Source organism: Sphingobium psychrophilum, from assembly GCF_012927105.1.
Classification (GTDB): domain Bacteria; phylum Pseudomonadota; class Alphaproteobacteria; order Sphingomonadales; family Sphingomonadaceae; genus Sphingobium; species Sphingobium psychrophilum.
This window is the reverse complement of sequence record NZ_JABBFV010000038.1, coordinates 1-22168: the sequence shown is the minus strand read 5'-3', so window position 1 is coordinate 22168 and position 22168 is coordinate 1. Positions and strand designations below refer to the sequence as shown.

Genomic DNA, 22168 nt, shown 5'->3' with positions numbered 1-22168 from the left:
GCGCGATCAGCCAACCCGACTTCAACAAGGCAAACGGAAAACACACCTCCAGCTGTCCCGGAATTAGCGAAACCGCTGTCCGCGATTTAGCGAAACGAATGTCCCGTTTTTACGAAATACGCAGCCAAGGATCGCATACCCTTCCTCATATCGGTATGCCCGGTCGCGATCCATATCCTGACACCCGAGGGGACCGGGATCACCGCCGCAGCGACCGCAGGACGGCAGCAGCCAAATCCGGCGGCGTATCCGCCGCTATGCGGACCGTGATGCTGCCCAGCTCCACGACAACCGCTGGCCCCGTCGGCGGCGCTGGATCAGGCTTCACCGCAACGGCGGCAAAACCGTTCGCATCACCGAACATCTGTCGCCGCCAGCGATAGATCTGGCCCGGCCGTAGATCCGCCTCCCTCGCGATCTCCGCCACGTTCGCGCCGGGTTGCGACACCGCCATCACCAGCGTCCGCTTCTGGTCGTCAGACCATACCCGCCGCCGCTCAACGCCCGAAATTATCGTCACCTGACCCATCGCACCGTCTCTAGTACCGGTGCAAACACCAGTGCTTGCACCGGTGCCATCTCCAAATATCAGCCGATCACCGCAAGGCGGCCCTCACCGGAGGCGTACCGCCTTCCTTGCTCAACGCTTCAAGATGGTCGCTCAAACTGAACAGGGACTTCGGATCCACCACGGCTCTCCATAATCGCTCCCGATCAGTGAATCACCATGACCGCGTAAACGCTACAGGTTTTTGCGGGTCTCCAGCTCAAGGAACGCGGCTATCTCGCCGTGGGTGGGCAGATCGTCGATGCCACACTGGTGGCTGCGCCCAAGCAGCGCAACACGGCGCCTGAAAAGGATGCGATCAAGGCGGGCAAGAAGGCCTGCGAGATCTGGCCCGATGAGCCAGTCAGGGCGGCGCAGAAGGACACCGACGCACGCTGGACGCTCAAGTTCGCAAAGGCCAAACCCTTGGCGAACGGCAAGCCGGGCATCGACATCGCCATCCCGAGCTTCGGCTACAAGAGCAGCGTGTCGATCTGCCGGACCTTCGGCTTCATCCGCAAGGGCAAGGTCACCGACGCAGCGCGCTTCGACGGACAAATGCTGCGTGATGTAGTCACCAGCGACAACACCGCCTCCGATGTCTGGGCCGACACGGCCTATCGGAGCCAAGCCAACGAGGCATGGCTCAAGCGGCAGAGCCGGGTCAGCCGAATCCATCGCAAGAAGCCACGCGGCAAGCCGATGCCCGAACGCACCACCAGAGCCAACGCCGCCAAATCGAAAATCCGCGCCCGCGTCGAACATGTGTTCGCCCGGCAGAAAGACCAGATGGGGCTGTTCATCCGCACCATCGGCATCTAGCGCGCCGAAGCCAAGATCACCCACGCCCCCCTCGTCTACAACATGCACCGACTCATCTTCCATGAACGACGGGTAGCGACGGGATAGCTGCGCCTGAAAGACGGCAATGCCAACAAAAGCCATCAGAATGGAGACCCAAGCGGCCCCAATCATGCCAAATCCTGCGCTGAACGCTCAAGTCCGCTCAGATCAACGGGTTGATGGAGGTGCCCAGGTCTTCTAATTGAATACGCCAGTCGTCGAGGCTCCGTCTACCGTGATGATGCTGCCAGAAATATATGAGGCCCGGGGCGACGCCACGAAGCAAATGACATCGCCGACTTCCTCAGGATCAGCCATTCGCCCGAGCGGGAAGGTTGCGTCCATTTCCGCCTGTAGCGCTTTGGGCGTCTTGCCTTCGCCTTCGGCGCGCTTTTCGATCAGGCGTCGCCAGCGATCCGTCATAACCCCCGAAGGCGCTACCCCGGCAACAAGAATGCCATGCGGCGCGCCATGATCCGCCAGCGACTTCGTAAAGTTGATCAATCCGGCGTTTGTGACGCCGACCGCCATGTAAGACGCTTTCGGGTTTCGCGCAGCAGCACCAACGACGTTGACGATGCGACCGCCGCCCTGATCGCGCATGAGCGGGAACACCGCCTGGGCGGTGCGGATGTAGCATTGCAGTTTCTCATTCCAACCATCCAGCCATTCCTGGCTGGAGATCGCCATAAAGTCGCCAGCGGGTAGTTTACCAGCGGCATTATTGACTAACACGTCAATGCGCCCCGCATAACGCTGCGCGGTCTCGATCAGATTTTGCACATCGTCATCGCGTGTAATATCGCAGGGGCATGCAATTACGTCATGCCCTGCCTTGCGCAACGCGGCGACCTCCACCTCCAAAGCCGGGCTTGCACGCGCAGCGGCAATCACCCGGGCACCTTCCATGGCAAAAGTCCGGAGCGCCGCTAGCCCGATGCCCTTGCTAGCACCCGTCAGCACCACAGTTTTGCCGCTTAGCTTCAAATCCATCGACAGGATCCCTTCTTGGTTTCGACCGGCATTGACGGCCACATCAGAAAATGGCCGAAACAATGTCAGCAGGGTAAACTCACCAGTGACTGTATCTCCTTCTTGGGCGGCGTGGGCGCGTGAGAGCCCGACCGTCATTATGATGCTCATGGCGGGAATACATTCGCCGCGCTGCCCCAGGAAATTGGCGAGCCAGGCGAGCGCCGCGCGCGGATCCCCGAGCGCGTTCGCGCCGATCCCATGAGCGATCGTCGCGCCTTTCGACGACATTAGCACGGCGCACAGGCGCAGGTCATCGAGCGACCGGAATGATCGAGGCGGCCGAGCACCACCCGCGCGCTCGAGCTGTTATCCGCGATATTGTCGACCGCGGAAAAGCAATAGCTCTGATAGCGGGTATGCACGATTTCGAGGCTCGCAATTGCGGAAACCACCGCATAGCTGATGCTAACGCGCGTCTGATCGGGGCCATGGACGTCGCGCCCCACACGCAGTGTGATTTCAGGCTCGATCAGGGGATGGAACAGGTTTTCGCTATCTACCCGACCCGTTCTTTCGGACACGAGCAGATCCTTTGTCAGCACGCCGAAATTGGGGTCGTTAATGCCCATCTGCGCGCGCATCTCGGCGCTAGTGTAGCCCAGCTTGAAACCGATCTTCTGTCGGTCGCGCCTCTGGAAGGTGCGCGCGGCAATTGCATAGATGTCGTCCTCCGACAGCCTGGGGTGAGCGGAGCTAAGCGGCGCAATGCGGCGGCGCTCCCATTCCGCCCGCCACAGTTGTGCCGAGCAAGCATCTGTCAGACCAGCAGGCGACTGGTCGCCACGATTCTCGCCGGCGTCCGCTTTCCACAGACCCTCTGAATTGTTCATGATGCTTCTTCCTGAATAGCCGTGCCCGCACGATTGGCGCGCCGCAGGATTTGGCGGGCGCGGACCCTGACCGGGGCATCGACCATGGTTCCATCCACGGAAGTCGCGCCATCCTCACCTGTAGCCAGTGTCCTTTGCGCCCAAGCCAGCTCCTCCCGTGTGGGGGCGAAGCCGATTCGCACCGGCGCAATCTGACTGGGATGGATGCAGAGCTTGCCGCCGAACCCAAGATCCAAGGCATAACGCGCGTGATCTTCCAGCAGCGCTTCTTCGCCCAGCGACGTGCACACGCCGTCGATTGGCGAAAGCAAGGATGACAGACGCGAGGCGAGTACAATCTCGCTGCGCGCCGCCAGCAGCGGCTCGCGCCGATGCGCGGCGCCGATATCCGCGCAATAATCGATGCTGCCGAACGCCAGGCGCCGCACGCAGGCGGAGGCGGATATCTCTCGCGCCCTCGACAAGCCAAGCGCCGTTTCGAGCAAGGCGATGACCGGCTGGCCCGCGGCCACTTCGGAAGCCTGCTCGACGTCATGCGCGGACTCGGTCTTGGCGAGCATCAACCCGGACAGGGGAAGCGATGCGATCGCCGCCAGATCCTCTTCGTGCCATGGGGTATTGACTGCGTTTACACGCACAAAAATATCCATGTCAGCGGGCAAGGCGACGACGTGGCAAAGTGCTGTACGGGCTTGCACCTTATTTGCGGGAGCAACCGCATCCTCAAGGTCGATGATAATAGCATCCGCGCCCGAGGTGGCCGCCTTCGCATAACGCTCGGGCCGGTCGCCAGGCACGAAAAGCAGTGTGATGCTGCTCCGCATGGTCAAGATACCTTCGTGTCCACGGTCCATATGCCCCAAGTAGGACCTCGACTGCACCACATACGCCGCACCCTTCTCTGCCTGGTCCTGTTCAAGACAGGGCAAGACCAGCTCAACCGCCGCGCTTCAGGGTCTCGCGCGCGATCACCAATTGCTGAATCTGAGAAGTGCCCTCGTATATACGAAAGATGCGCACGTCGCGATAGAAGCGCTCGATACCATGACCGGCGACATATCCGGCGCCGCCGAAGATCTGCACCGCGCGATCGGCAACCCTGCCGACCATTTCAGACGCAAACAATTTTGAAGCGGCCGCCTCCAGTGTGATACTCTCGCCGGCGTCGAGCTTGCGCGCGGTCTCAAGCATTAGCGCTCGCGCGGCCAGCGCCTCGGTTTTGGAATCTGCGATCATCGCCTGGACGAGCTGGAACTCGGCGATAGGCTTGCCGAACTGGCGCCGTTCGGAGGCAAAGGCGACGCAATCGGAGATCAGCCGCTCGGCCACGCCGACGCACAAAGCCGAGAGGTGCAGCCGGCCGCGGTCGAGCACCTGCATCGCCACACGGAACCCGCTTCCCTCCTCGCCGAGGCGGTTCGCCGCGGGGACACGCACGCCGTCGAAGTTGACCGTGCAGATATGCGCACCCTGCTGGCCCATCTTGCGCTCGGGCGGCCCGACGCCCAACCCCGGCAATTCACTGGGTACAAGGAAAGCGGTGACGCCTGCCCCGCGCTTTTCATCCGGGTTGGTCCGCGCCATCACCGTGAACAGACCGGCCTTGTCGGCATTCGTGATATAGATCTTGGATCCGTCGAGAACATATTCGTTACCCTCGCGCCGCGCGCGTGTCCTGACCGAGCCAGAATCGCTGCCGGCCTCAGGCTCGGTCAGCGCGAAGCTGGTGATGATCTCTCCGCTCGCGATTCCCGGAAGCCAGCGGTGCTTCTGCTCATCATTGCCGAACATCACGAGGCCCTGGCTGCCGATGCCAACATTGGTGCCGAAGGCCGAGCGGAATGCCGGGCTGGTACGACCGATCTCAAGCGCGACGAGACTTTCATCTTCCATGGACAGCCCCAGCCCGCCGAATTCCTCCGGGATCGACAGGCCGAACAAGCCGAGCTGGCGCATTTCATCAATCACCTCGTTCGGGATCTCATCCGCCTCGGCGACCTTTGCCTCGATCGGCCGCAGCCGTTCGCTAACAAAACGGCGAATGGTGCCGATCAACTGATCTCGTGTCTCCAGATCGAGTGCCATGGCGGCATTTCCTTTCATCTTTTGATATTCACGACCGTATCGTTGCAGAGGCAGAAATAATGGTACGGCCGTCGTGTCCGATTGCGGCAAGACTGATTTCACCGCCGTCCCGCCGCCCCACAAGATGCATTTCAGGCCCCGCGAAAGCGGGCGTGCGGGCACGAAAGGCGAAGCTGGTGAGTACGTCCGAGCCGAGTTCACGCACGCACAAATCGAGCAGCAGGCTTGCCGTCAGCGGCCCTTGTACCACTAGGCCGGGATAGCCCTCAACCGCCGTCGCATAGGGAAGGTCATAGTGGATGCGGTGGCTATTAAAGGTTAACGCCGAATAGCGGAACAACAGCACCTCGTTCGGGACCATGTGCCGGTGCCAGGTCCAGTTTGATAGATCGGGCCGTGCTCCCCCCGTATTGGCCGTCGCCTGGACGGATCCCACCGCTTCACGATAGACGATCGTCTGTCGCTCGCGGATCGCGACGGTTCCACCCGCGCTGGTGACGTGATCGACCTCAACGAACGCAAGGCTGCCCGCGCTCCCGTCCTTTTCAGCGACCGACATTACCGTCGAAACACGTTCGATCTGCGCGCCGATCTGAAGCGGGGTATGGAAACTGACATCACTCGCCACCCACATCCGTCGCGGGAGCGCGATCGGCGGGAGGAACGCGCCCCGCACGGGATGCCCGTCACTGTCGATATCGGCCATGTTCGCATCCGGCAAGCACAGGCACCAATGGAAGCCGTGGGGCGCATCCGCGCCAATGGGTTGCGGCACGTCGAGCAGCGCGGCGAAGCGGTTCACCGCCGGTTGCGAAACCATGTCGTGCGTACGCAAAGGCTTCCCGAGCCAATCGTTCCAGCGTTGGCTCATCGTGCGACCCTCGCCATCAATAGGCCCTTGGCAGGCCAAGGACATGCTCGGCGAGATAGGATAGGATGAGATTCGTCGAGATCGGCGCGACCTGATAAAGGCGGTTCTCGCGGAACTTGCGCTCGATATCATATTCGGCGGCGAAGCCGAAGCCACCATGCGTTTGGACACAGGCCTCGGCCGCGGCCCAGCTTGCCTCGGCCGCGAGCATTTTCGCCATATTGGCTTCAGCTGCGGGGTTCTCGCCCGCCTCGTAGCGGCGCAGCGCGTCGTGAACCATCAACTCCGCGGCGCGCATCTGCGCATAGGCGCGGGCGATCGGGAACTGAATGCCTTGATTCTGTCCGATCGGCCGCCCGAAAACGCACCTTTCCCTGGCATAGGCGGCGGACTTGTCTATGAACCATTTGGCATCGCCAACGCATTCGGCAGCGATCAGTATCCGCTCGGCATTCATCCCGGACAAGATGTATCGGAAGCCCTTGCCCTCCTCGCCGATCAGATTGGCGCCAGGGATGGCCACATCGTCGAAGAAGATTTCGGTCGTCGAATGGTTCATCATGGTGTCGATAGGACGAATCGACATGCCCTTCCCGTGTGCTTCACGCATATCGACGAGGAAGGCCGAAAGGCCATCGGTGCGTTTTTCGACCTGGTCGCGGGGGGTCGTACGAGCGAGCAGCAGCATCAAGTCCGAATGCTCTGCGCGGGACGTCCATATTTTCTGCCCGTTCACAATGTAGCGATTGCCGTCGCGCTGCGCGAAAGTCGTGATAGACAAGGTGTCGGTGCCGCTTGACGGTTCGGTCACGGCGAATGCCTGGAGCCGCAGCGCGCCGCTGGCAATTCCGGGCAGATACTCGGCCTTCTGCGCCTGCGATCCATGGCGGAGCACCGTGCCCATGATGTACATTTGCGCATGGCAGGCGCCCCCATTACTACCCGAGCGGTGGATTTCCTCCAAGATCGCTGCGGCCGCCGAAAGCGGCAGCCCGGCACCGCCATATTCCTCCGGGATCAGCGCGGCGAGATAACCCGCGCTGTTCAACGCCTCGACAAACTCGCCCGGATAAGCGCGGTCCTTGTCCTTCGCGCGCCAATATTCGCCCGGGAAGTCGGCGCACAACTTGGCAACCTCTTCCCGGATCGCCTCATACGCCTCGGTCATCGTTCTGCGGTCCCGCGCTCGAGGAGACCACGTGCGATAATGTGCGCCTGTATCTCGGCCGCGCCTTCGAACACAGAGAGGATGCGCGCGTCGCACAGGATGCGGCTGATCTCGGTTTCCAGCGCATATCCGTTGCCCCCGTGGATCTGCAGGCTCGCGTCGGCGTTGGTCCAGGCAACCCGCGCGGCAAGCAGCTTCGCCATCCCTGCCTCTACGTCGCTGCGTCCGCCGGCGTCTTTGGTGCGCGCCGCAGCATAGGCCAGTTCGCGGGCAGCCACCGTCTCGAAAAGCATCGCAACGAGCTTGTCGGCAACCCGCGGGAAGTCGACCAGCGGGCGTCCGAACTGGTTGCGCGCAAGGGCGTAATCGATCCCGAGCTCGTACGCACGCCAGGCAACGCCGACCGCGCGCGCAGCAGTTTGGATGCGTGCGCCTTCAAAGGTGCGCATGAGTTGGCGAAAGCCTTCGCCCTCAACGTTCCCGAGCAGGCTCTCAGCGGATGCCTCGAAGCCATCGAAACTCAGCTCATATTCGCGCATACCACGATAGCCCAGGACCGCGATCTCGCTTCCGGCGAGACCAGGACCAGGGAACGGGTCGGTCTCGCTACCGCGCGGCTTGGCGAGCAGGAACATGCTGAGCCCACGATGGCCCTCGCCGCCGGTGCGTGCGAGCATGGTCATCAGATCGGTACGTGCGGCATGGGTGATCCAGGTCTTGGCGCCTGAGATGCGCCAGCTCCCGTCGGGCGCCGCCACCGCGCGCGTGGTCAGGCTGGCAAGGTCGGACCCGGCACCGGGCTCTGTGAACACCGCGGTTGGCAGAATCTCGCCGCTTGCCAGGCCCGACAGCCAGCGGGCCTTCTGAGCCTTGCTGCCGCCGAGCCCGATCAACTCGGCGGCGATTTCGCTACGCGTGCCAAGCGAACCAGCCCCGATCCAGCCGCGGCTCAGTTCCTCAGTCACGACGCACATTTCCAGCTTGCCAAGCCCAAGCCCGCCATATTCGGGATCGACGCATATGCCGAACGTCCCGAGTGCGCCGAGCTCTGCGATCAGCGCGTCCGGTATCAGCGCGTTGTCGAGATGCCAGCGATGTGCAAACGGCGTGATCCGCTCGGCGGTGAACCGTCGAAACTGAGCGCGGATTTCGTCGAGCGCTGCGTCGCCGGACGCCTCGTTCACGCTGGCCCCGGCACGCACCAGCGCGATCAGGCTGGCGCGGCTTTGCGCGTCCGCGCACGCGATCAGCGCGCAGACTGCAGGATCATCCACCATCCGGCGTGCCGACGCCTCGAGCCCCATTCGCCCGGGCCGAAAATATTCGTTGGGGCCGATGGCGAGTCCCCCTGCAAGCTGGCTGAGATAGTCGGCGAAGGCGAGGCGCAGGATCAGCGCATCGATTTCGCCGAAATCGCCACGCTCCTGCGCCGCCACCGCCCAGCCCATCAGCGCTTTGAGCGCGGCGATCGTCGTTTCAATCCAGGCATAGCCATGGGCATCATGCTGATGGTGATCGAGCAGCGCGGGATTGACTGCGGCGCCCTCACCGACATTGCCCAGGAGCCGGCTACGAACGTCGGCGGCGAAGCTGCGCGCTGCGTCAAGCGCCGCTGCCGTCTGGTCGACCAGAGCCTCGAGCGACGGATAAGCCGAACAGCCCATCTCAACCCGCGGCCACGATGCCGCTGTCGTGCAGCTTGCCGACCTCGCCGGAGCTTAGGCCAAGCACGTTGGCGAGAATCTCATCGGTATGCTCGCCGAGCCGCGGCGCCCGGGCCGGTGGCAGCCGTTCGGCTTTTGGGATTGTGGCCGGCGCGCCGGGTATCGGGTAACGTGCACCGCTTGGCTGCTCGACCTCGGTAAAGATCGGATTGGCACGGACCAGATCGGGATCATCGGCAGCTTCCCGCATACTCTGGTAGGGACTCCAGCAAACCCCGAGCGGTTCGAACGCGCAGGCAAGATCGGCGAGTGTGCGCTTGGCGACCGCCTCCTCGACCAACGGCACCAGCTTATCGCGATGCTCGAAGCGGATACCTTCATCGCGTGCGAACGAAACGCCCTGCCCGGCCTCGATCTGTGCGACCCCTTGGGCAATGCCGAGCGCCTCAACGAGACCTTGCCATTGGCGCACAGTAAGCGCCATCAGCATCAGCCGGTGGCCGTCGGTGGTTGTAAAATCGCGCCCGAACGCACCAAATATCTGGTTGCCGAGCCGTGGCCGGTTCGCATCGCTGTCGAGCACTTCGGCAAGCATACCAAGGTTGGCGACACTGGCGATCGCCATATCCGCCAAGGGGACGCGCACTTCCTGGCCAGCGCCGGTATCGCGTCGATGGCGTTCGGCAGCAAGGAAAGCAAAAGCGGAATAGGCACCGGTCAGCAAATCCCAGGCGGGCAGCACATGATTGACCACCGCATCGCCAAGGCCGGACGGTCCGGTGATCTGGGGAAAGCCGACCGCGCAATTGACGGTGTGGTCTAGCGCGGGACCGCCATCGGCGCGGCCCATGATCCGCAGCGTGACGAGGTCCGGCCGCAATGCAGAAAGGCGTTCATGCGACAGAAACCCTTCGACAGGATAGTTCGTGACGAACAGTCCGCCCGTTGGCCCTGGCGCGGTAATCAAGGTGATCGCAAGTGCGCGGCCTTCAGCACTTGCGAGATTGATCGCAATCGACTTCTTGCCCTTGTTGAGCGATTCCCAATAGAGACTGGCTCCGTTCTTCGCGCGCGGCCAGCGCCTGAAATCGGGCCCACCGCCAATCTGATCAAAGCGGATCACCTCGGCCCCCATTTGCGCCAGATACATGCCGCAAGTGGGAGAGGCGACGAACGATGACGCCTCGACCACGCGCATCCTGTCAAGCAGCCGGTACATCGCCGATCAGCCCGGCGTAGCGCGCGGGCGTGCCGCAGTTCCGGCCTGGTAACTACGCATCCGGAAGGCCCACGATGGCGACCGCACTGACATTCTGGTTGGGCATACCGCCAAGGTTGTGCGACAGGGCGAGCCTTGGCGGTGTGCTGCGCTGGCGTTCGCCCGCGCGCCCGAGCAATTGCAGATAATTCTCGTAGATCATGCGCAGTCCCGACGCGCCGATCGGATGGCCAAAGCATTTGAGTCCGCCGTCAATTTGGCAAGGCACCTTGCCGTCGGCATCGAAGAAGCCGTTGAGCACGTCCTTCCAACCCTCGCCTTCGGGACTGATGTAAAGGTCTTCCATCGTTACTAATTCGGTGATCGAGAAGCAGTCGTGAACCTCGATTAGGCTGATTTCGTCTCTCGGGTTGGTGACACCGGCCTCGTCATAAGCCTTGACGGCGGCGGTACGCGTGGTGTGGAAATAGCTTCCGTTCCAGACCGTGCCCTGGCTCTCCCACCCGTTGGAGGTGACGATTTGTAGCGCCTTGACTGTTACCAGGTCCCGCTTGCCCAGCGTACGGGCGATCTCGGGTGTCGTGACGATCGCGCAGGCCGCGCCGTCGGAAACACCGCAACAATCGAAAAGCCCCAGCGGATCGGCAATCATCGGCGCGTTCATGACTGTGTCAATGTCGATCAACTTGCGCAAGTGTGCTTTAGGGTTTTTCGCACCATTGGCGTGGCTCTTTACCGAAACATGTGCCATCGCCAGCTTGAGGTCGTCCTTCGACACCCCATGCGCGTTGCGATAGGCCGCAGCGAGCTGGGCGAAATTGCCGGGTGCAGAGCCAGTGACGCCGATCATGTCGAAGGTCGACCCGCGCGTGCGCACCGGCAGCCCGCCATAGCCGGTATCCTTGAGCTTCTCGACCCCGACCGCGAGCGCAATGTCGGCGGCACCCGATGCGACGGCATAGACGGCGCCGCGAAACGCCTCGGTGCCGCTGGCGCAATAATTCTCCACCTTGGTGACGCCGATATTGGGCAGGCGCAGCGCGGTGGCGAGCGGGATGCCGGACGGGCCGATATTGACCGCGTCGAACGCCACGCTCAGCCATGCAGCGTCGATCTGCGAGGTGTCGATGCCCGCGTCGGCGATGGCTTCCTGAAAGGCCTCGACGGCGAGCTGCTCGGCGTCCTTGTCCCAGCGTTCGCCAAACTTCGCGCACCCCATGCCGAGGATTGCGACCTTGTCCTTGATGCCTTTAGCCATCGGATCACTCCCCCGCTGCCGGTTGCTGCACCGGCACGGCTTTCCAGAAATACTTGATGAAATCGCGTTTCTCGTCGACCGCCTTGATGCGGAACATCATCTTCATCGCCAAGCCGACCTCGATGCTCTCGGCATCGACATCGGCGAATTCGGTAAACATCCGCCCGCCGCCCTCGAAATCGATCATGCCATAATATTGCGGCGGGGCAGGCGAATAGGTCAAGCTGTCGGCGGTGTAGGTGACGATCCGCGCCTGCTTTTCGGCGAGCGGATAATCTTCCTGCGTGCCAATGGCACGGTCGTTCGGATTGACGCTGATTTCCGAGCGCGGGAACTGGACGGTCCCGGTCTTGGTGCAGCGCCCGCCGACCAGACCAAGCACTGTCTTGCGGTTGCGGAACAAGGTTGTGCCGGGCTGCTTTTGGTCGGCCTCGGCACGCATGCCACGGTCGAGATCGAGCAGGCCGCGGTGGAACAGGAAGCGCAGGTAATTCTCATCCGCCTTGCCGCGCGCAAGCGCGCCGGAAAAGCCGTCACGCCTCGGCAGGTTAGCGATGGCTTCGGTCGTCTCGAACAGCAGCACGTCGCAACCCTGGCCGAAGCCGACCAGCATGATCGTCTCGCCGGGCCTTGCCTGTTCCAGCGCCGCCGCCAGCATCAGCAGCGGATGGGCAACTCCACTGTCGCCGACGTTCGGCGCAAGGGTATCGGCAACGGCGGCGGCGGGCACGCCAAGCTTTTTTGCAAGGCCTTCGGGCACGCCACGCACGGTGATGGGGATCAGGAGGCGGTCGATCTTCGCCGGATCAACGACAAGAGTTTCGATCGCAGCGGCGAGCGCATCGCCGAGGAGCATGGAGTAGCCCTCGTCGCGGATCCAGCGGCTTTCCCACGTATAATCGAAGTCGGCTCCCGATGCTCGGAAATGGTCGACGAAGTCGAGCGTCACACTGTGTGACCCGATAAAGCGCGCAATCGGATCGCCAGTGCCAACGAGTATCGCGGCGGCAGCGTCGCCCTGGACCAGTTCCCCTTCTGATGCGGGACGCGCCTTGCGCAACTCGGACGCGACGCAAAGCTGCGTTCCCCCGTTTACTCCGGCGTTCAGCGCCTGAATAAGCGACGATGTGCCAGCACGCTGGCTTCCCGCGACGTCCAGCGCTGAGATGCTGTCCGACAAAGTCAGCGCTTCTTTGACTATGCCGCTGTTTAGCCGATCGGCAAAGGGGTGGGTGGTCGAGGCGAGCGACAGCGCTGTGACTGTGCCGCGGTCAAACCCGGTGAGGCAATCGCGCGCCGCCTCGACTGCCATCGTGACGCTGTCCTCATCCCAGTTGGCAATCGCACGCTCGCCCATCGCGAGGCCTTTGAGGCCGGCCGCAAACCAAGCGTTGGCCGCGAATATCGCCGAACGTTGCAGCCGCAAGCGAGGTATGTAGGCACCATAGGAAAGGATTCCGGAATTGGCGTTCATGATGGTGCCATCTCCGCATAACCGTTGTTGAGAACGACCACACTGCGCTCCTCAGCAGTCGCTCGGAAGGCGGCGCGGTCGCCATCCTCACGCCAAATTTCTACCCTGATCGTCTCCCCCGGAAAGACTGGGCTCGAGAAGCGTACATCCATCCGCTTAAGCAGCGTTGGATCGTTACCGCATAGAGCCGACAGAACAGCGCGGCCCGCAATGCCGTATGTACACAGGCCATGTAGGATTGGACGCGGGAACCCTGCTGCGCGCGCCACGTCCAAATCGGCGTGCAGCGGATTATAATCGCCTGACAGCCTGTAGATCAGCGCCTGTTTCTCATCGGTGGGCAGCTTCACGACATGGTCAGGTGCGCGATCGTCCGGGAGCGGACGGGGGCGAGGAGCGCCATCGGCCTGGCCGCCAAAACCGCCGTCGCCGCGCAGGAGCAGAGTATTGCGCACCGTCGCGAGGTGTATACCGGTAGAATTCTCGATACGACGCGAGGTAAGTATGATCGCGCCCTTGTCCACGCCCTTATCGAAAATGGCATCAATGCATGTACGGCCCAAAAGATCGCCTTCTGTGGGAAGTGTCGCAAACAGTTCAACCGAGGTCTCACCATGAAGGATCTTCTGCCATGAAATGCCGTAAGCAGGATCCTGCCAGAAGAAGCCGGGATAGGCGAGTACCACTGCCATTGACGGCAGGGCCTGCAACCCCTTCTCGTACACGAAGCGCAAATCATCAGCACCCACACCCAAAGCGTATAAGATCGTGTCACGTTTGGTGAAGCTGTGCCGGGTTTCCTGAGGCGGTAGCTGTAGCAGTCGATCCGGGTCGAGCGCCACCTCAGATAGGATCCCAGCTGAAAATATCTGTCGATCTCTGCAGCGGGTGGAAGCTGGGCTTAAGCGCAGGCAGCAATTCGCTCGCGATCGTCTCGACGGTCCAGCCGTCGGAGCGGTGTACAGAGCGGAGCGGACGCGGCACGCTGAAAAGGAAAATCTCGTTCTTTCTAACCGCAAATATCTGACCGCTCACATCTTTCGATGCGTCGCTGGCGAGGAATGCGGCAAACGGCGCGATCTTTGCCGCCGACATCGACTTCATTCGCTCGACGCGACGCTTGTCGTCCTCGGTCTCGGCCTGGATCGTGCCTATCATTCGGCTCCAGGCAAAGGGCGCGATGCAGTTTGAGCGTATGCCAAAGCGCTGCATGTCGAGCGCAATCGAGTTTGATAAGCCCACAATGCCCAGCTTCGCGGCGGAGTAATTCGCTTGACCAAAATTGCCGATCAATCCTGACGTTGACGTGAAATGGATGAATGCCCCGGAGCCCTGCTCCTTGAAGTGCGGCGCAGCAGCTTGCGACACGAGGAAGCTACCATGCAGATGAACGTCTATCACGGCGCGCCATTCGGCCTCATTCATTCGGTGAAAAATGCGGTCGCGAAGGATACCGGCGTTGTTCACCACGGCGTCGATGCGTCCAAAGGTGTTGACCGCATCCTCGATAATCGAAGCCGCGCCAGACGAATCAGTGACACTGGCGAGATTAGCGCACGCCTTGCCGCCCGCCGCCTCGATCTCGGCAACCACTTGTGATGCGGGACCCGCATCCTTGCCTTCGCCCGAAGAGGAAGTTCCAAAATCATTGACTACAACGCAGGCGCCTTCGCGAGCGCAAAGCAACGCGATCTCACGACCAATCCCTCCTCCCGCGCCAGTCACAGCAACGACCTTATCCTCAAGCATTCCCACCCTTCGCATCTCCCTGTATTGCCGTGGCTCTCCCTCAAGCTCGGCTGAATCCTCATGCTAGCCAAACGCGGTTCAAAGCCAGCGCCATGACCACTCCGTCACCGAGCCACGGATGCCGACCGCCATCATTCCGCCGGTTGGATTGTCGAGTCTCTAGATTGACGATAGGCTAGATGAGATGCGATGTTTTCTGGCTTGAGCCCGAATGCTGTCTGCCTGCTGATGTCCTGACGGTTGATCTCGTCATATTTAACGAAATAGGCCCTGTGCATCCGGTAGAAAGGAATTTCCGGATAGAGATGATGGATCAAGTGGTAATTCTGATAGACCAGCAATGGCGTCAGCAGCCATTCCCATCCATAGCGCATCGTTGTCGCCATGTAGGGCTGCTCGTCCTGCGCGACCATAGCCGGATAGTGCGGCAGAATCACGAAAACCACAGCAATCAGGAATAACGTTATGCGCGAGGGCAGGAACCATAGCATGAACAGTTCAAAACCAAATCCAAAATAGATCGCACCTACGAACAAGGAGAGCAAACCGCTATAGAACAGGACGAGTTCTTTCCCGTGTCTCTTGCGAACGCTCTGGCCTCGTTTCAGGAAGTAGTGGATGTACGCACCATCAAAAAACGTCCAACGGAAGGGCACCTGCCACCAAGGTGATTCATGCTCGAAGCGATCGGGGTCGAGTGGACCATTGGCGTAACTGTGATGCTTGTTGTGTACCCAGCGTAATAGCACCATCGGCGCATAGGGGAACAAGAAGAAGAGCCCGATCGCCCCAATCGACTCATTCAGCCATTTTACTCTCGAGAGAGAATAATGCGCTGCGTCGTGTATTACGCTGAAAAGTAGGTAAGTGATCAAGCCGTTGGCAATGGTGCCAAGCCAAATGGGCATCTTCCCCGTCAAGGAGAGATACCAGACGCAGCCGATACCGCCCATCGAGGCGACAAACAACAAGGCGGTTGGCAGCGCCAGCACTGGAGGTTGGCGAAGTTGCTCAAAATATTCTTGCTGGCTTTTTGGAAAAGCACTCGCAACCATGCCACGTCTCCCGAATTCTTACTTGTTGATGGGGGCAGCCAATCAAGTTTAGCACCCCGTCTGCCAATTGGCCAATTACGGTCCGCGCGTCCCAATTTTGGCTGTCGTTCAACAGCTTTAGCTATAGCAGGTGTTGCATAATATGCAACACCTATCACCGGATCGTCATATCGGATAGACCAAATATCGTGGAAGCACAGAGGTATCGAGCTCAGCCCGCCGCGACAATAGCTTCAGCCCGCCATTCTTTTGTTGCCGCACGCTGTCAAGATATTGGCCTGCGGCAAGCACCTGGGTGATGCCACTGTCTTTAGGCGTCATGAACACGGAAAAGTTGGACCGCATTTCCAAAGTGGCTGTATCGGCTCGATGATAGCTGGTCAATTGCACGAAATGACGTGTACGATAGTCCTGAAATGTGCCGACCCAAATGTCATTTACGAAAGTGACGCGATCCTCGAGCCTCGCCCGGCAGTCGTCGTACATAAAGCCAAGGGCAAGTCCGTGCTCTGAATTTTCCGCCGAACGGCAGAAATACGACGCATTCTCCTCGTCCGCGTAATTATCAAGCCATCTCTGCATATCTTTGCTATCAAGCGCGTCAGCATCCGCTAGCAGAACGGCATTGAGCGCCGCTTCAAGCGACATATCTGTCTCTATCATGCCGTCGCCCTCTCGAAACCCATGACCGACCGATAATATTCCCAGCGCGGCAGATTACCGCTCTCGTCGTTTTGAAGGAACTCCGATTCCAGCTTCAAAGGGTCATGCACTCCCTTTTGGAAGATGGCAGAGCCGGGCGTATGATTTCCGATATGGATGCGATGGAAAATCGAGGCATCTTCCATGCTGATCAGGCCGCATGGCCCCAGCAGGTTTGAACTTTGCCGCAGTCTGTGCCGAACCATGTCCTCGTCGTCATCCTGATGCGCGAAATAGGCATAGTGGACCTCGACCGTCTCAGCATCGATTGGTGTCGCAAAACGCAAATTAATGACATCAAGATGCTTCGTCGAAACAAAAGTGGGAAAGAGAGAAACGATCCGTGAGCCGACCGCCGGATCCTGCCCTTTGAATTCGATCAGCGATTTGTCTTTCAGCACGGTGGGCCCGGTTGCCACAGAAAGCGCAGATTCGAAACAAATGTGGCCGCGTTTTGTTGCTGTAAACTGGCGACCGTTGCCGCCTTGCCAGTTAAGCATCTTGAACGCCTGATGAAGCAATGGGGCATGATAGCCATCATTGTCGGTGTACGACTTCCAGTTCGTATCATAGCGCACTTTCTGGTAGCCGAGCAGTTTGAGACGCCCATCGCCTGCTAGCAGTTCGCGCAACGTATTCTGCGAATCTCCAAGATATGCCAATAGCGGCTCGGTTTCTGATGAGAGCGTGACGAAAACAAGGCCGAAAAAAATGTCAAACCGCGGCTGGGCAAGCGGATAGTCTGCTTTGTTGAAGCCGGGAAGAAATTCCCGAGGGTTCGGACAGCCGACCAGATCGCCTTTCGAATCGAACAGCCAACGGTGATAGGGGCATTCAAATTCGGTCTTGTTGCCCATGACCGCCGTTTCGAGTTGATTGCCGCGGTGCGAGCACGCGTTATAAAACACCCGCACCACGCCCTCGACGTCGCGCCCGATAAGCAGTGGCACACCCGACAATCGGTATGTCTTGAAATCACCTGCGTTAGGCAATTCACTTTCATGAGCGACCGGATGCCATTCAGTACCGTGGAAGATACGCTTGACCTCTTCCGCGTATATGTCCTCTCGGACAAAAGCCTCTTTTGGAACTTCATTGTAGTTTTTTGGCCAGGACAACTTCATTTCGGTCATCGCTCTCTCCCAGTTATCACGCTTATCTTATTTCTCGGCTTCGAGCGCTCTGCCGAGATCCGCCCACATAATGCCCGATTTACGGGCACCTTCCAGGAACGGTTCGGGACATAGATGATAGGGCGGGCGCACCGGACCAGCTTTCATCCACCCACCTGCATTCATCCGAGCCTTTTCAAGCGCGATGTTGTACGTTGAGAAGTCTTTGAAACTCCCATTAGGAAACAGCGGCGCTGCGGTAGGACCGAGCAGCGCCTGAAAGGCACGTGCCTCCTTCCAGTTACCGGTCGAGCGCGCGTTCAACACTACATCGCGCAAGGTAGTGGTTACCAACGGGCAACATACAGCACCACTCGACCAGAATGCGTCGATCGAATCGTCCATGCGGGCCGCAGCATAGTAGTCGAAGTCGATCGGCAATAGCTTTATGCGGCCCCGGATCGTTGCAAGGTCTGCCAGTAGATTGCCGACACCGATATATTTCGCTGTTACGACCTGAGGAATATCAGCCACCTGACCCCAGAAGGAGCGCGAAAATTCGAATTTGAAGGCTTCGGGATTGGCATAGATCGCTATGTTCATCTCTGGTACGGCTTCAGCGACATCCTTGTAGAACTGGACTGCAACCTCAAGACTTGGCGCGCACCACATAGGAACTCCAAGCATTGTACCATCCGCACCGAGCTCTAGTGCTTGCCGGGTCAATGTTACGGTATCGCGGGTATTGAGACAGGTTGTGCCGACAAATATTGGCACTCGACCGGCTGCGGCATCAACCAGCGCCTTTATGAAATCGAGCTTTTCCCCGTGAGTCATAGTCGCCGCTTCGCCAAGCGTCCCCATGCTGAGTATCCCGTTTATACCCGCCTCTACCAGGCCATTTACAACGCGAGCAGTTTCATCGAGATCTACGGTATTCGTCGCTCTCCAATCCGACGCATTATCCTTCGCCGGAGTGGGAATAATCGCCCACGCACCTGTCACCTCACTAGGGGTCATAAGTCTATGGGTCATCTTCGTGGCTCTCCTAACATTTGGTCCGATGATGCAGCCGAGCTGCTGGACGTTATTCATTGTGTAATGCTTTGCCTTGCATGACACAAGGCGAGAGGATAAACAAGGGCAGCGCGATACGGCTTTTCGGTTCGTTGCGTGAGCTCGCTAAGGATGGACGCCCTAATTATGACTTCGACAAGACGGTTCGATAAACAAGTCGCAGTCGTGACGGGTGGAGCGCAGGGGATCGGGCTAGCCACCGCCACACGCATGGCGGAAGAGGGTGCGATCGTAATCATCGCCGACCGCGCCGTTGAGGCTACGCGGGCTGCGGTCGAACGGCTGCAGACCAGTGGCGCGAATGTCCACGCCGCCAACTTCGACCTAGAGACTTGCGAGGGGGCCGTCGAACTGTACCGGCTGGTTGCCGATCGCTTCGGAAGAATCGATGTGGCGGTTCACAACGTTGGCGGTACTATTTGGGCCAAACCCTACTGGGACTATACATCAGACGAGATCATAGCTGAAATAAACCGGTCATTGTGGCCGACTCTTTGGTCCTGCCACGCCGTTTTACCCTTTATGTTGGCAGCCGGGCGCGGTTCCATTGTCAACATCGGTTCTGTCGCCACGCGCGGCGTAAACCGGGTGCCTTATGCTGCGGCCAAGGGTGGGGTCGCTGCATTGACTGCCGCTTTATCGCTTGAACTGGAAACGAGCGGAGTTCGCATCAACTGCGTTGCGCCGGGCGGTGTCAATGTGACGCGTGTAACGCCACGCGATCCTGTTCCGATGACCGATGCTGTGAAATCAGGCTTTGTAAAGGTCATGGAGCAGACCGTGCGCGACACCCCAATGGCCCGGTTCGGCGAACCCGAGGAACTCGCCGCAGCAATTTGCTTTTTCGCCTCTGAGGAAGCGTCCTATATCACCGGGCAGACTCTATTCGTTGCAGGCGGAGGGATCGGATAAGAACCCTCAGCTTAGCCAAAAAATGGCTAAGCTGCCTGCTGGAGCAATTCGCGTAAAGACACGCCTGTATCGCCTAGCCGATCCGCGCCGGCGCTCAACCGACGTTCGACAAGTCGCTTGCCTATCCCCATATCAGCGGCCCTGTTGACGGTGAGGACGCCGTCAATGATTTTGTCTGACAGGAAGAAAGCAACGAAAGCGTTGCTTTCGATATCCCCGCGAACGACGATTTCTGCCTGCACCGGAATTTGTCCCGAAAACTGAATGTTCAAATCGAACTGATCGCTCCAATACCACATCGGCTTACAGTAAGCGACCTCATGGCCCAGCATAGCCAAGGCTGCAGCCTGAGCTTGGTCGACCGCGTTCTGATATGTTTCCTGCCGGAAGCGTCCGCCAAAAAAACCATCCTGCTCGGCCACATCACCTGCGGCAAATACCGCCGGATTACTGGTCTGGCATCGACGATCGACAACGATCCCGTTGTTCACTGTCAAACCTGCGTCAATCGCAAGAGACGTTGCGGGAATGATCCCCACTCCGACAACGACAGCATCGCAGGGGATGAGAGTGCCGTCGTCTATCTCGACAGCGGAGACACGCTCGTTCGCGAATTTGAATCCCGTTACGCCTCGGTTGAAATGAGTTTTGACGCCTCGCTTGCGGTGCTCATTGCCGAGCCACTGCCCGAACCGCTTGCCAAGCGCCCGCTCCATCGGCGCCGCCAACGGCTCAACTACGGTCACATCACAGCCCAGCTTGATCGCACTAGCGGCCACTTCAGCGCCAATCACGCCCATCCCCACGATGACGACCCGCGCCCCCGGCCGAAGATCGACGGCCATTCTGGCGGCGTCTTCACAAGTGCGCAGATAATGCACGTTGGAGCATTCAGCGCCTGCTAAGTTGAGCTTGCGGGCGTGTCCACCGGTCGCTAGCAGTACCTTGTCAGCGATGACCATCTGCCCGCCCGCCAGGCGCACTCCGCCCCCGGTCAAATCCAGTGATTCGACCCGTGTATTAAGCAGCAGATCGATCCTGTTCTGGGCGTACCATTCTTCATCCTGCAGGAAAAAATTGGCTGGAGCTTGGGAAGTATTCCAAAGGAACTCCTTTGATAAAGGCGGCCGTTCGTAGGGCCTCAAAGGCTCCTCACCGATCAGCGATATCCGACCGTCGAATCCAGCCTGCCGCAGCGCCTCTGCCGCTCGCCCACCAGCGAGATTGGCACCTACTATCGCTACCGATCGCAATTATTACCTCCCAGTTCGATGGACACATCCATACCCTAAAATCTATTCTAATATGTATCTACCATTGCACATTATACAATTGGTTAAGAAGCGTCAACAGCAGCATCAGTCGGGTCGGTGCATTTTCTCGAGCTTGAAGGCAAGTTGCCGACGTGTCAGCCCCAAATCTCTGGCCGCTTGAGCAACGTTGCCACCAGTGGCTTCAACTGCAGCCTGTACGATGACACGTTCTATCGACGCAAGCGTTTCACCCTTTTGACGCATCAAGCCAGCAAGCTGCTCGATCGATAGTGTCTCTTCCTGCTGCGCATCCGCTCCGACGAGGTGGCCCTTCTCGTTCAAAGCAAGTCCGCTTTTGACGTGCAGCCGATCAGACCCGATGAAAATATGCCCCAAGTCAATAGCACCAGCTTCGTCGGCAAGGAGAACGGCGCGCTCTACCATTCTCTCCAATTCCCTCACATTTCCCGGATAATCATGCATCAGCAGCGCGTTAATCGAGCGCGCTGTGAAACCTTGAACCGCACGCCTGTGGCGCCTGGCATATTTGGCCCGGAAATGTTCCATCAGACGCGGAATATCTTCCCTGCGCTCCCGCAAGGGCGGAACACGTATCGGAAGCGTAGAAAGGCGGAAATACAGATCGGGCCGGAAGGCACCCGCAGCCATAGCAGCCTCTAGATCAATATTCGACGCGGCGATAAGGCGGACATTCACATGGATTGTCTTGGTGTCTCCTACCCGTTCGAATTCGCCCTCCTGAACTGCCCGCAAAACTTTGCTTTGGGCCAATGGCGAGAGCATCGAAATCTCGTCAAGAAACAGCGTGCCGCCGTTGGCGAGTTCGAAGCGCCCCAGCCGGTTGGCCACGGCTCCTGTAAAAGCCCCCTTGGCCACGCCAAATAGTTCCGCTTCGATCAAACCTTCAGGAATCGCAGCACAATTCAGAGCGACAAAAGGCGCATCTCGACGAAGGCTAAGTTGGTGGGCCATCTTGGCAAACACCTCCTTGCCGACGCCGGTTTCCCCCAGGAACAGCAGACTGGCGTCGGTTCCCGCCGCCCGCTCGATTAGATTACGTACTGCGTGAAAGCCCGCAGATACGCCGGCGACAAAGTCAGTTTCTGGGCATTGACCTCCAGCCGACACGAGCGGAACCACGGCCCTTTCCGTATCCTCCAGGCCGGACCAGGTCGTGTCCCGGCGCGTGGTGTAGGTTTTGAGGGTAGCGAAGCTGACCGGACGCGCGCTCATCGAACAAGCGCTGTAGCGGCCGGTCAGTTTCGCGGGTGGTCACCGGCGAACTTCGGATAA

The 22168-nt window shown here is 59.6% G+C and carries 21 protein-coding genes; 2 read left to right on the top strand and 19 right to left on the bottom strand.

All coding sequences use genetic code 11. The annotated features are described in order from the left end of the window. Positions 1-199 precede the first annotated feature (199 nt). Positions 200-529: a transposase gene (locus tag HHL08_RS24175; protein ID WP_169575438.1), complete on the bottom strand. Its 330-nt coding sequence runs from the start codon at positions 527-529 to the stop codon at positions 200-202. A 261-nt stretch (positions 530-790) separates the two neighbouring features. Here HHL08_RS24175 and HHL08_RS24170 point away from each other — a divergent pair, with 261 nt between their 5' ends. Further along, positions 791-1369, top strand: a complete 579-nt coding sequence (locus tag HHL08_RS24170; protein WP_206378075.1) for a transposase — start codon at positions 791-793, stop codon at positions 1367-1369. A 219-nt stretch (positions 1370-1588) separates the two neighbouring features. Here HHL08_RS24170 and HHL08_RS24165 read toward each other — a convergent pair whose 3' ends face one another. The 16 genes from HHL08_RS24165 to HHL08_RS24090 form a co-directional block, all read right to left on the bottom strand. Beyond that, a complete protein-coding gene (locus HHL08_RS24165; protein ID WP_096063717.1) occupies positions 1589-2653 on the bottom strand; it encodes an SDR family oxidoreductase in 1065 nt (354 codons plus the stop codon). Next, positions 2653-3255 (bottom strand): 2-keto-4-pentenoate hydratase, encoded by a 603-nt coding sequence (locus HHL08_RS24160; protein WP_096063718.1) that lies wholly within the window; start codon positions 3253-3255, stop codon positions 2653-2655. Before HHL08_RS24160 ends, HHL08_RS24165 begins: the two co-directional genes overlap by 1 nt. Continuing rightward, positions 3252-4079, bottom strand: a complete 828-nt coding sequence (locus HHL08_RS24155) for an HpcH/HpaI aldolase/citrate lyase family protein (RefSeq protein WP_088189905.1) — start codon at positions 4077-4079, stop codon at positions 3252-3254. Before HHL08_RS24155 ends, HHL08_RS24160 begins: the two co-directional genes overlap by 4 nt. A 112-nt stretch (positions 4080-4191) precedes the next feature. Next, entirely contained in the window at positions 4192-5340 is a 1149-nt protein-coding gene (locus HHL08_RS24150; protein WP_096063729.1) for an acyl-CoA dehydrogenase family protein, read from the bottom strand. A gap of 28 nt (positions 5341-5368) precedes the next feature. After that, complete coding sequence (locus HHL08_RS24145) at positions 5369-6211, bottom strand: FAS1-like dehydratase domain-containing protein (protein ID WP_096063719.1); 843 nt, start codon at positions 6209-6211, stop codon at positions 5369-5371. A 16-nt stretch (positions 6212-6227) separates the two neighbouring features. Next, entirely contained in the window at positions 6228-7379 is a 1152-nt protein-coding gene (locus tag HHL08_RS24140; RefSeq protein WP_096063720.1) for an acyl-CoA dehydrogenase family protein, read from the bottom strand. Then, entirely contained in the window at positions 7376-9043 is a 1668-nt protein-coding gene (locus HHL08_RS24135) for an acyl-CoA dehydrogenase family protein (protein ID WP_169575437.1), read from the bottom strand. The genes HHL08_RS24140 and HHL08_RS24135 overlap by 4 nt, the downstream gene beginning before the upstream one ends. Position 9044: 1 nt before the next feature. After that, positions 9045-10262: a CoA transferase gene (locus tag HHL08_RS24130; protein ID WP_169575436.1), complete on the bottom strand. Its 1218-nt coding sequence runs from the start codon at positions 10260-10262 to the stop codon at positions 9045-9047. 52 nt (positions 10263-10314) lie between these two features. Further along, on the bottom strand, positions 10315-11520 hold the full coding sequence (locus HHL08_RS24125) for an acetyl-CoA acetyltransferase (protein ID WP_088189910.1): 1206 nt from the start codon (positions 11518-11520) through the stop codon (positions 10315-10317). 4 nt (positions 11521-11524) lie between these two features. Continuing rightward, on the bottom strand, positions 11525-12994 hold the full coding sequence (locus HHL08_RS24120; RefSeq protein ID WP_169575435.1) for a hydroxymethylglutaryl-CoA synthase family protein: 1470 nt from the start codon (positions 12992-12994) through the stop codon (positions 11525-11527). Further along, positions 12991-13836, bottom strand: coding sequence for a MaoC family dehydratase (locus HHL08_RS24115; protein ID WP_088189912.1), 846 nt, complete (start codon positions 13834-13836; stop codon positions 12991-12993). The genes HHL08_RS24120 and HHL08_RS24115 overlap by 4 nt, the downstream gene beginning before the upstream one ends. Position 13837: 1 nt before the next feature. Next, the gene (locus HHL08_RS24110; RefSeq protein ID WP_088189913.1) at positions 13838-14743 is read right to left on the bottom strand and encodes an SDR family NAD(P)-dependent oxidoreductase; all 906 of its coding nucleotides are present in this window, start codon (positions 14741-14743) and stop codon (positions 13838-13840) included. Positions 14744-14874: 131 nt separating this feature from the next. Next, positions 14875-15798 (bottom strand): fatty acid desaturase, encoded by a 924-nt coding sequence (locus HHL08_RS24105; protein ID WP_088189914.1) that lies wholly within the window; start codon positions 15796-15798, stop codon positions 14875-14877. Between the two features lie 165 nt (positions 15799-15963). After that, the gene (locus HHL08_RS24100; protein ID WP_088189915.1) at positions 15964-16461 is read right to left on the bottom strand and encodes an aromatic-ring-hydroxylating dioxygenase subunit beta; all 498 of its coding nucleotides are present in this window, start codon (positions 16459-16461) and stop codon (positions 15964-15966) included. Then, a complete protein-coding gene (locus tag HHL08_RS24095) occupies positions 16458-17633 on the bottom strand; it encodes an aromatic ring-hydroxylating oxygenase subunit alpha (protein WP_096063727.1) in 1176 nt (391 codons plus the stop codon). Before HHL08_RS24095 ends, HHL08_RS24100 begins: the two co-directional genes overlap by 4 nt. 27 nt (positions 17634-17660) lie before the next feature. Next, entirely contained in the window at positions 17661-18647 is a 987-nt protein-coding gene (locus tag HHL08_RS24090) for a dihydrodipicolinate synthase family protein (RefSeq protein WP_119748729.1), read from the bottom strand. Positions 18648-18800: 153 nt separating this feature from the next. Here HHL08_RS24090 and HHL08_RS24085 point away from each other — a divergent pair, with 153 nt between their 5' ends. Further along, positions 18801-19601 carry a 1,6-dihydroxycyclohexa-2,4-diene-1-carboxylate dehydrogenase gene (locus tag HHL08_RS24085; RefSeq protein ID WP_235955284.1) on the top strand — a complete coding sequence of 267 codons (801 nt, stop codon included), beginning with the start codon at positions 18801-18803 and terminating at the stop codon, positions 19599-19601. 26 nt (positions 19602-19627) lie between these two features. On the opposite strand, the gene HHL08_RS24080 is transcribed toward HHL08_RS24085, so the two are convergent. Further along, positions 19628-20854 (bottom strand): NAD(P)/FAD-dependent oxidoreductase, encoded by a 1227-nt coding sequence (locus HHL08_RS24080; protein ID WP_088189917.1) that lies wholly within the window; start codon positions 20852-20854, stop codon positions 19628-19630. A gap of 105 nt (positions 20855-20959) precedes the next feature. Further along, positions 20960-22108, bottom strand: coding sequence for a sigma-54 interaction domain-containing protein (locus tag HHL08_RS24075; RefSeq protein ID WP_169575434.1), 1149 nt, complete (start codon positions 22106-22108; stop codon positions 20960-20962). Positions 22109-22168: the final 60 nt, after the last annotated feature.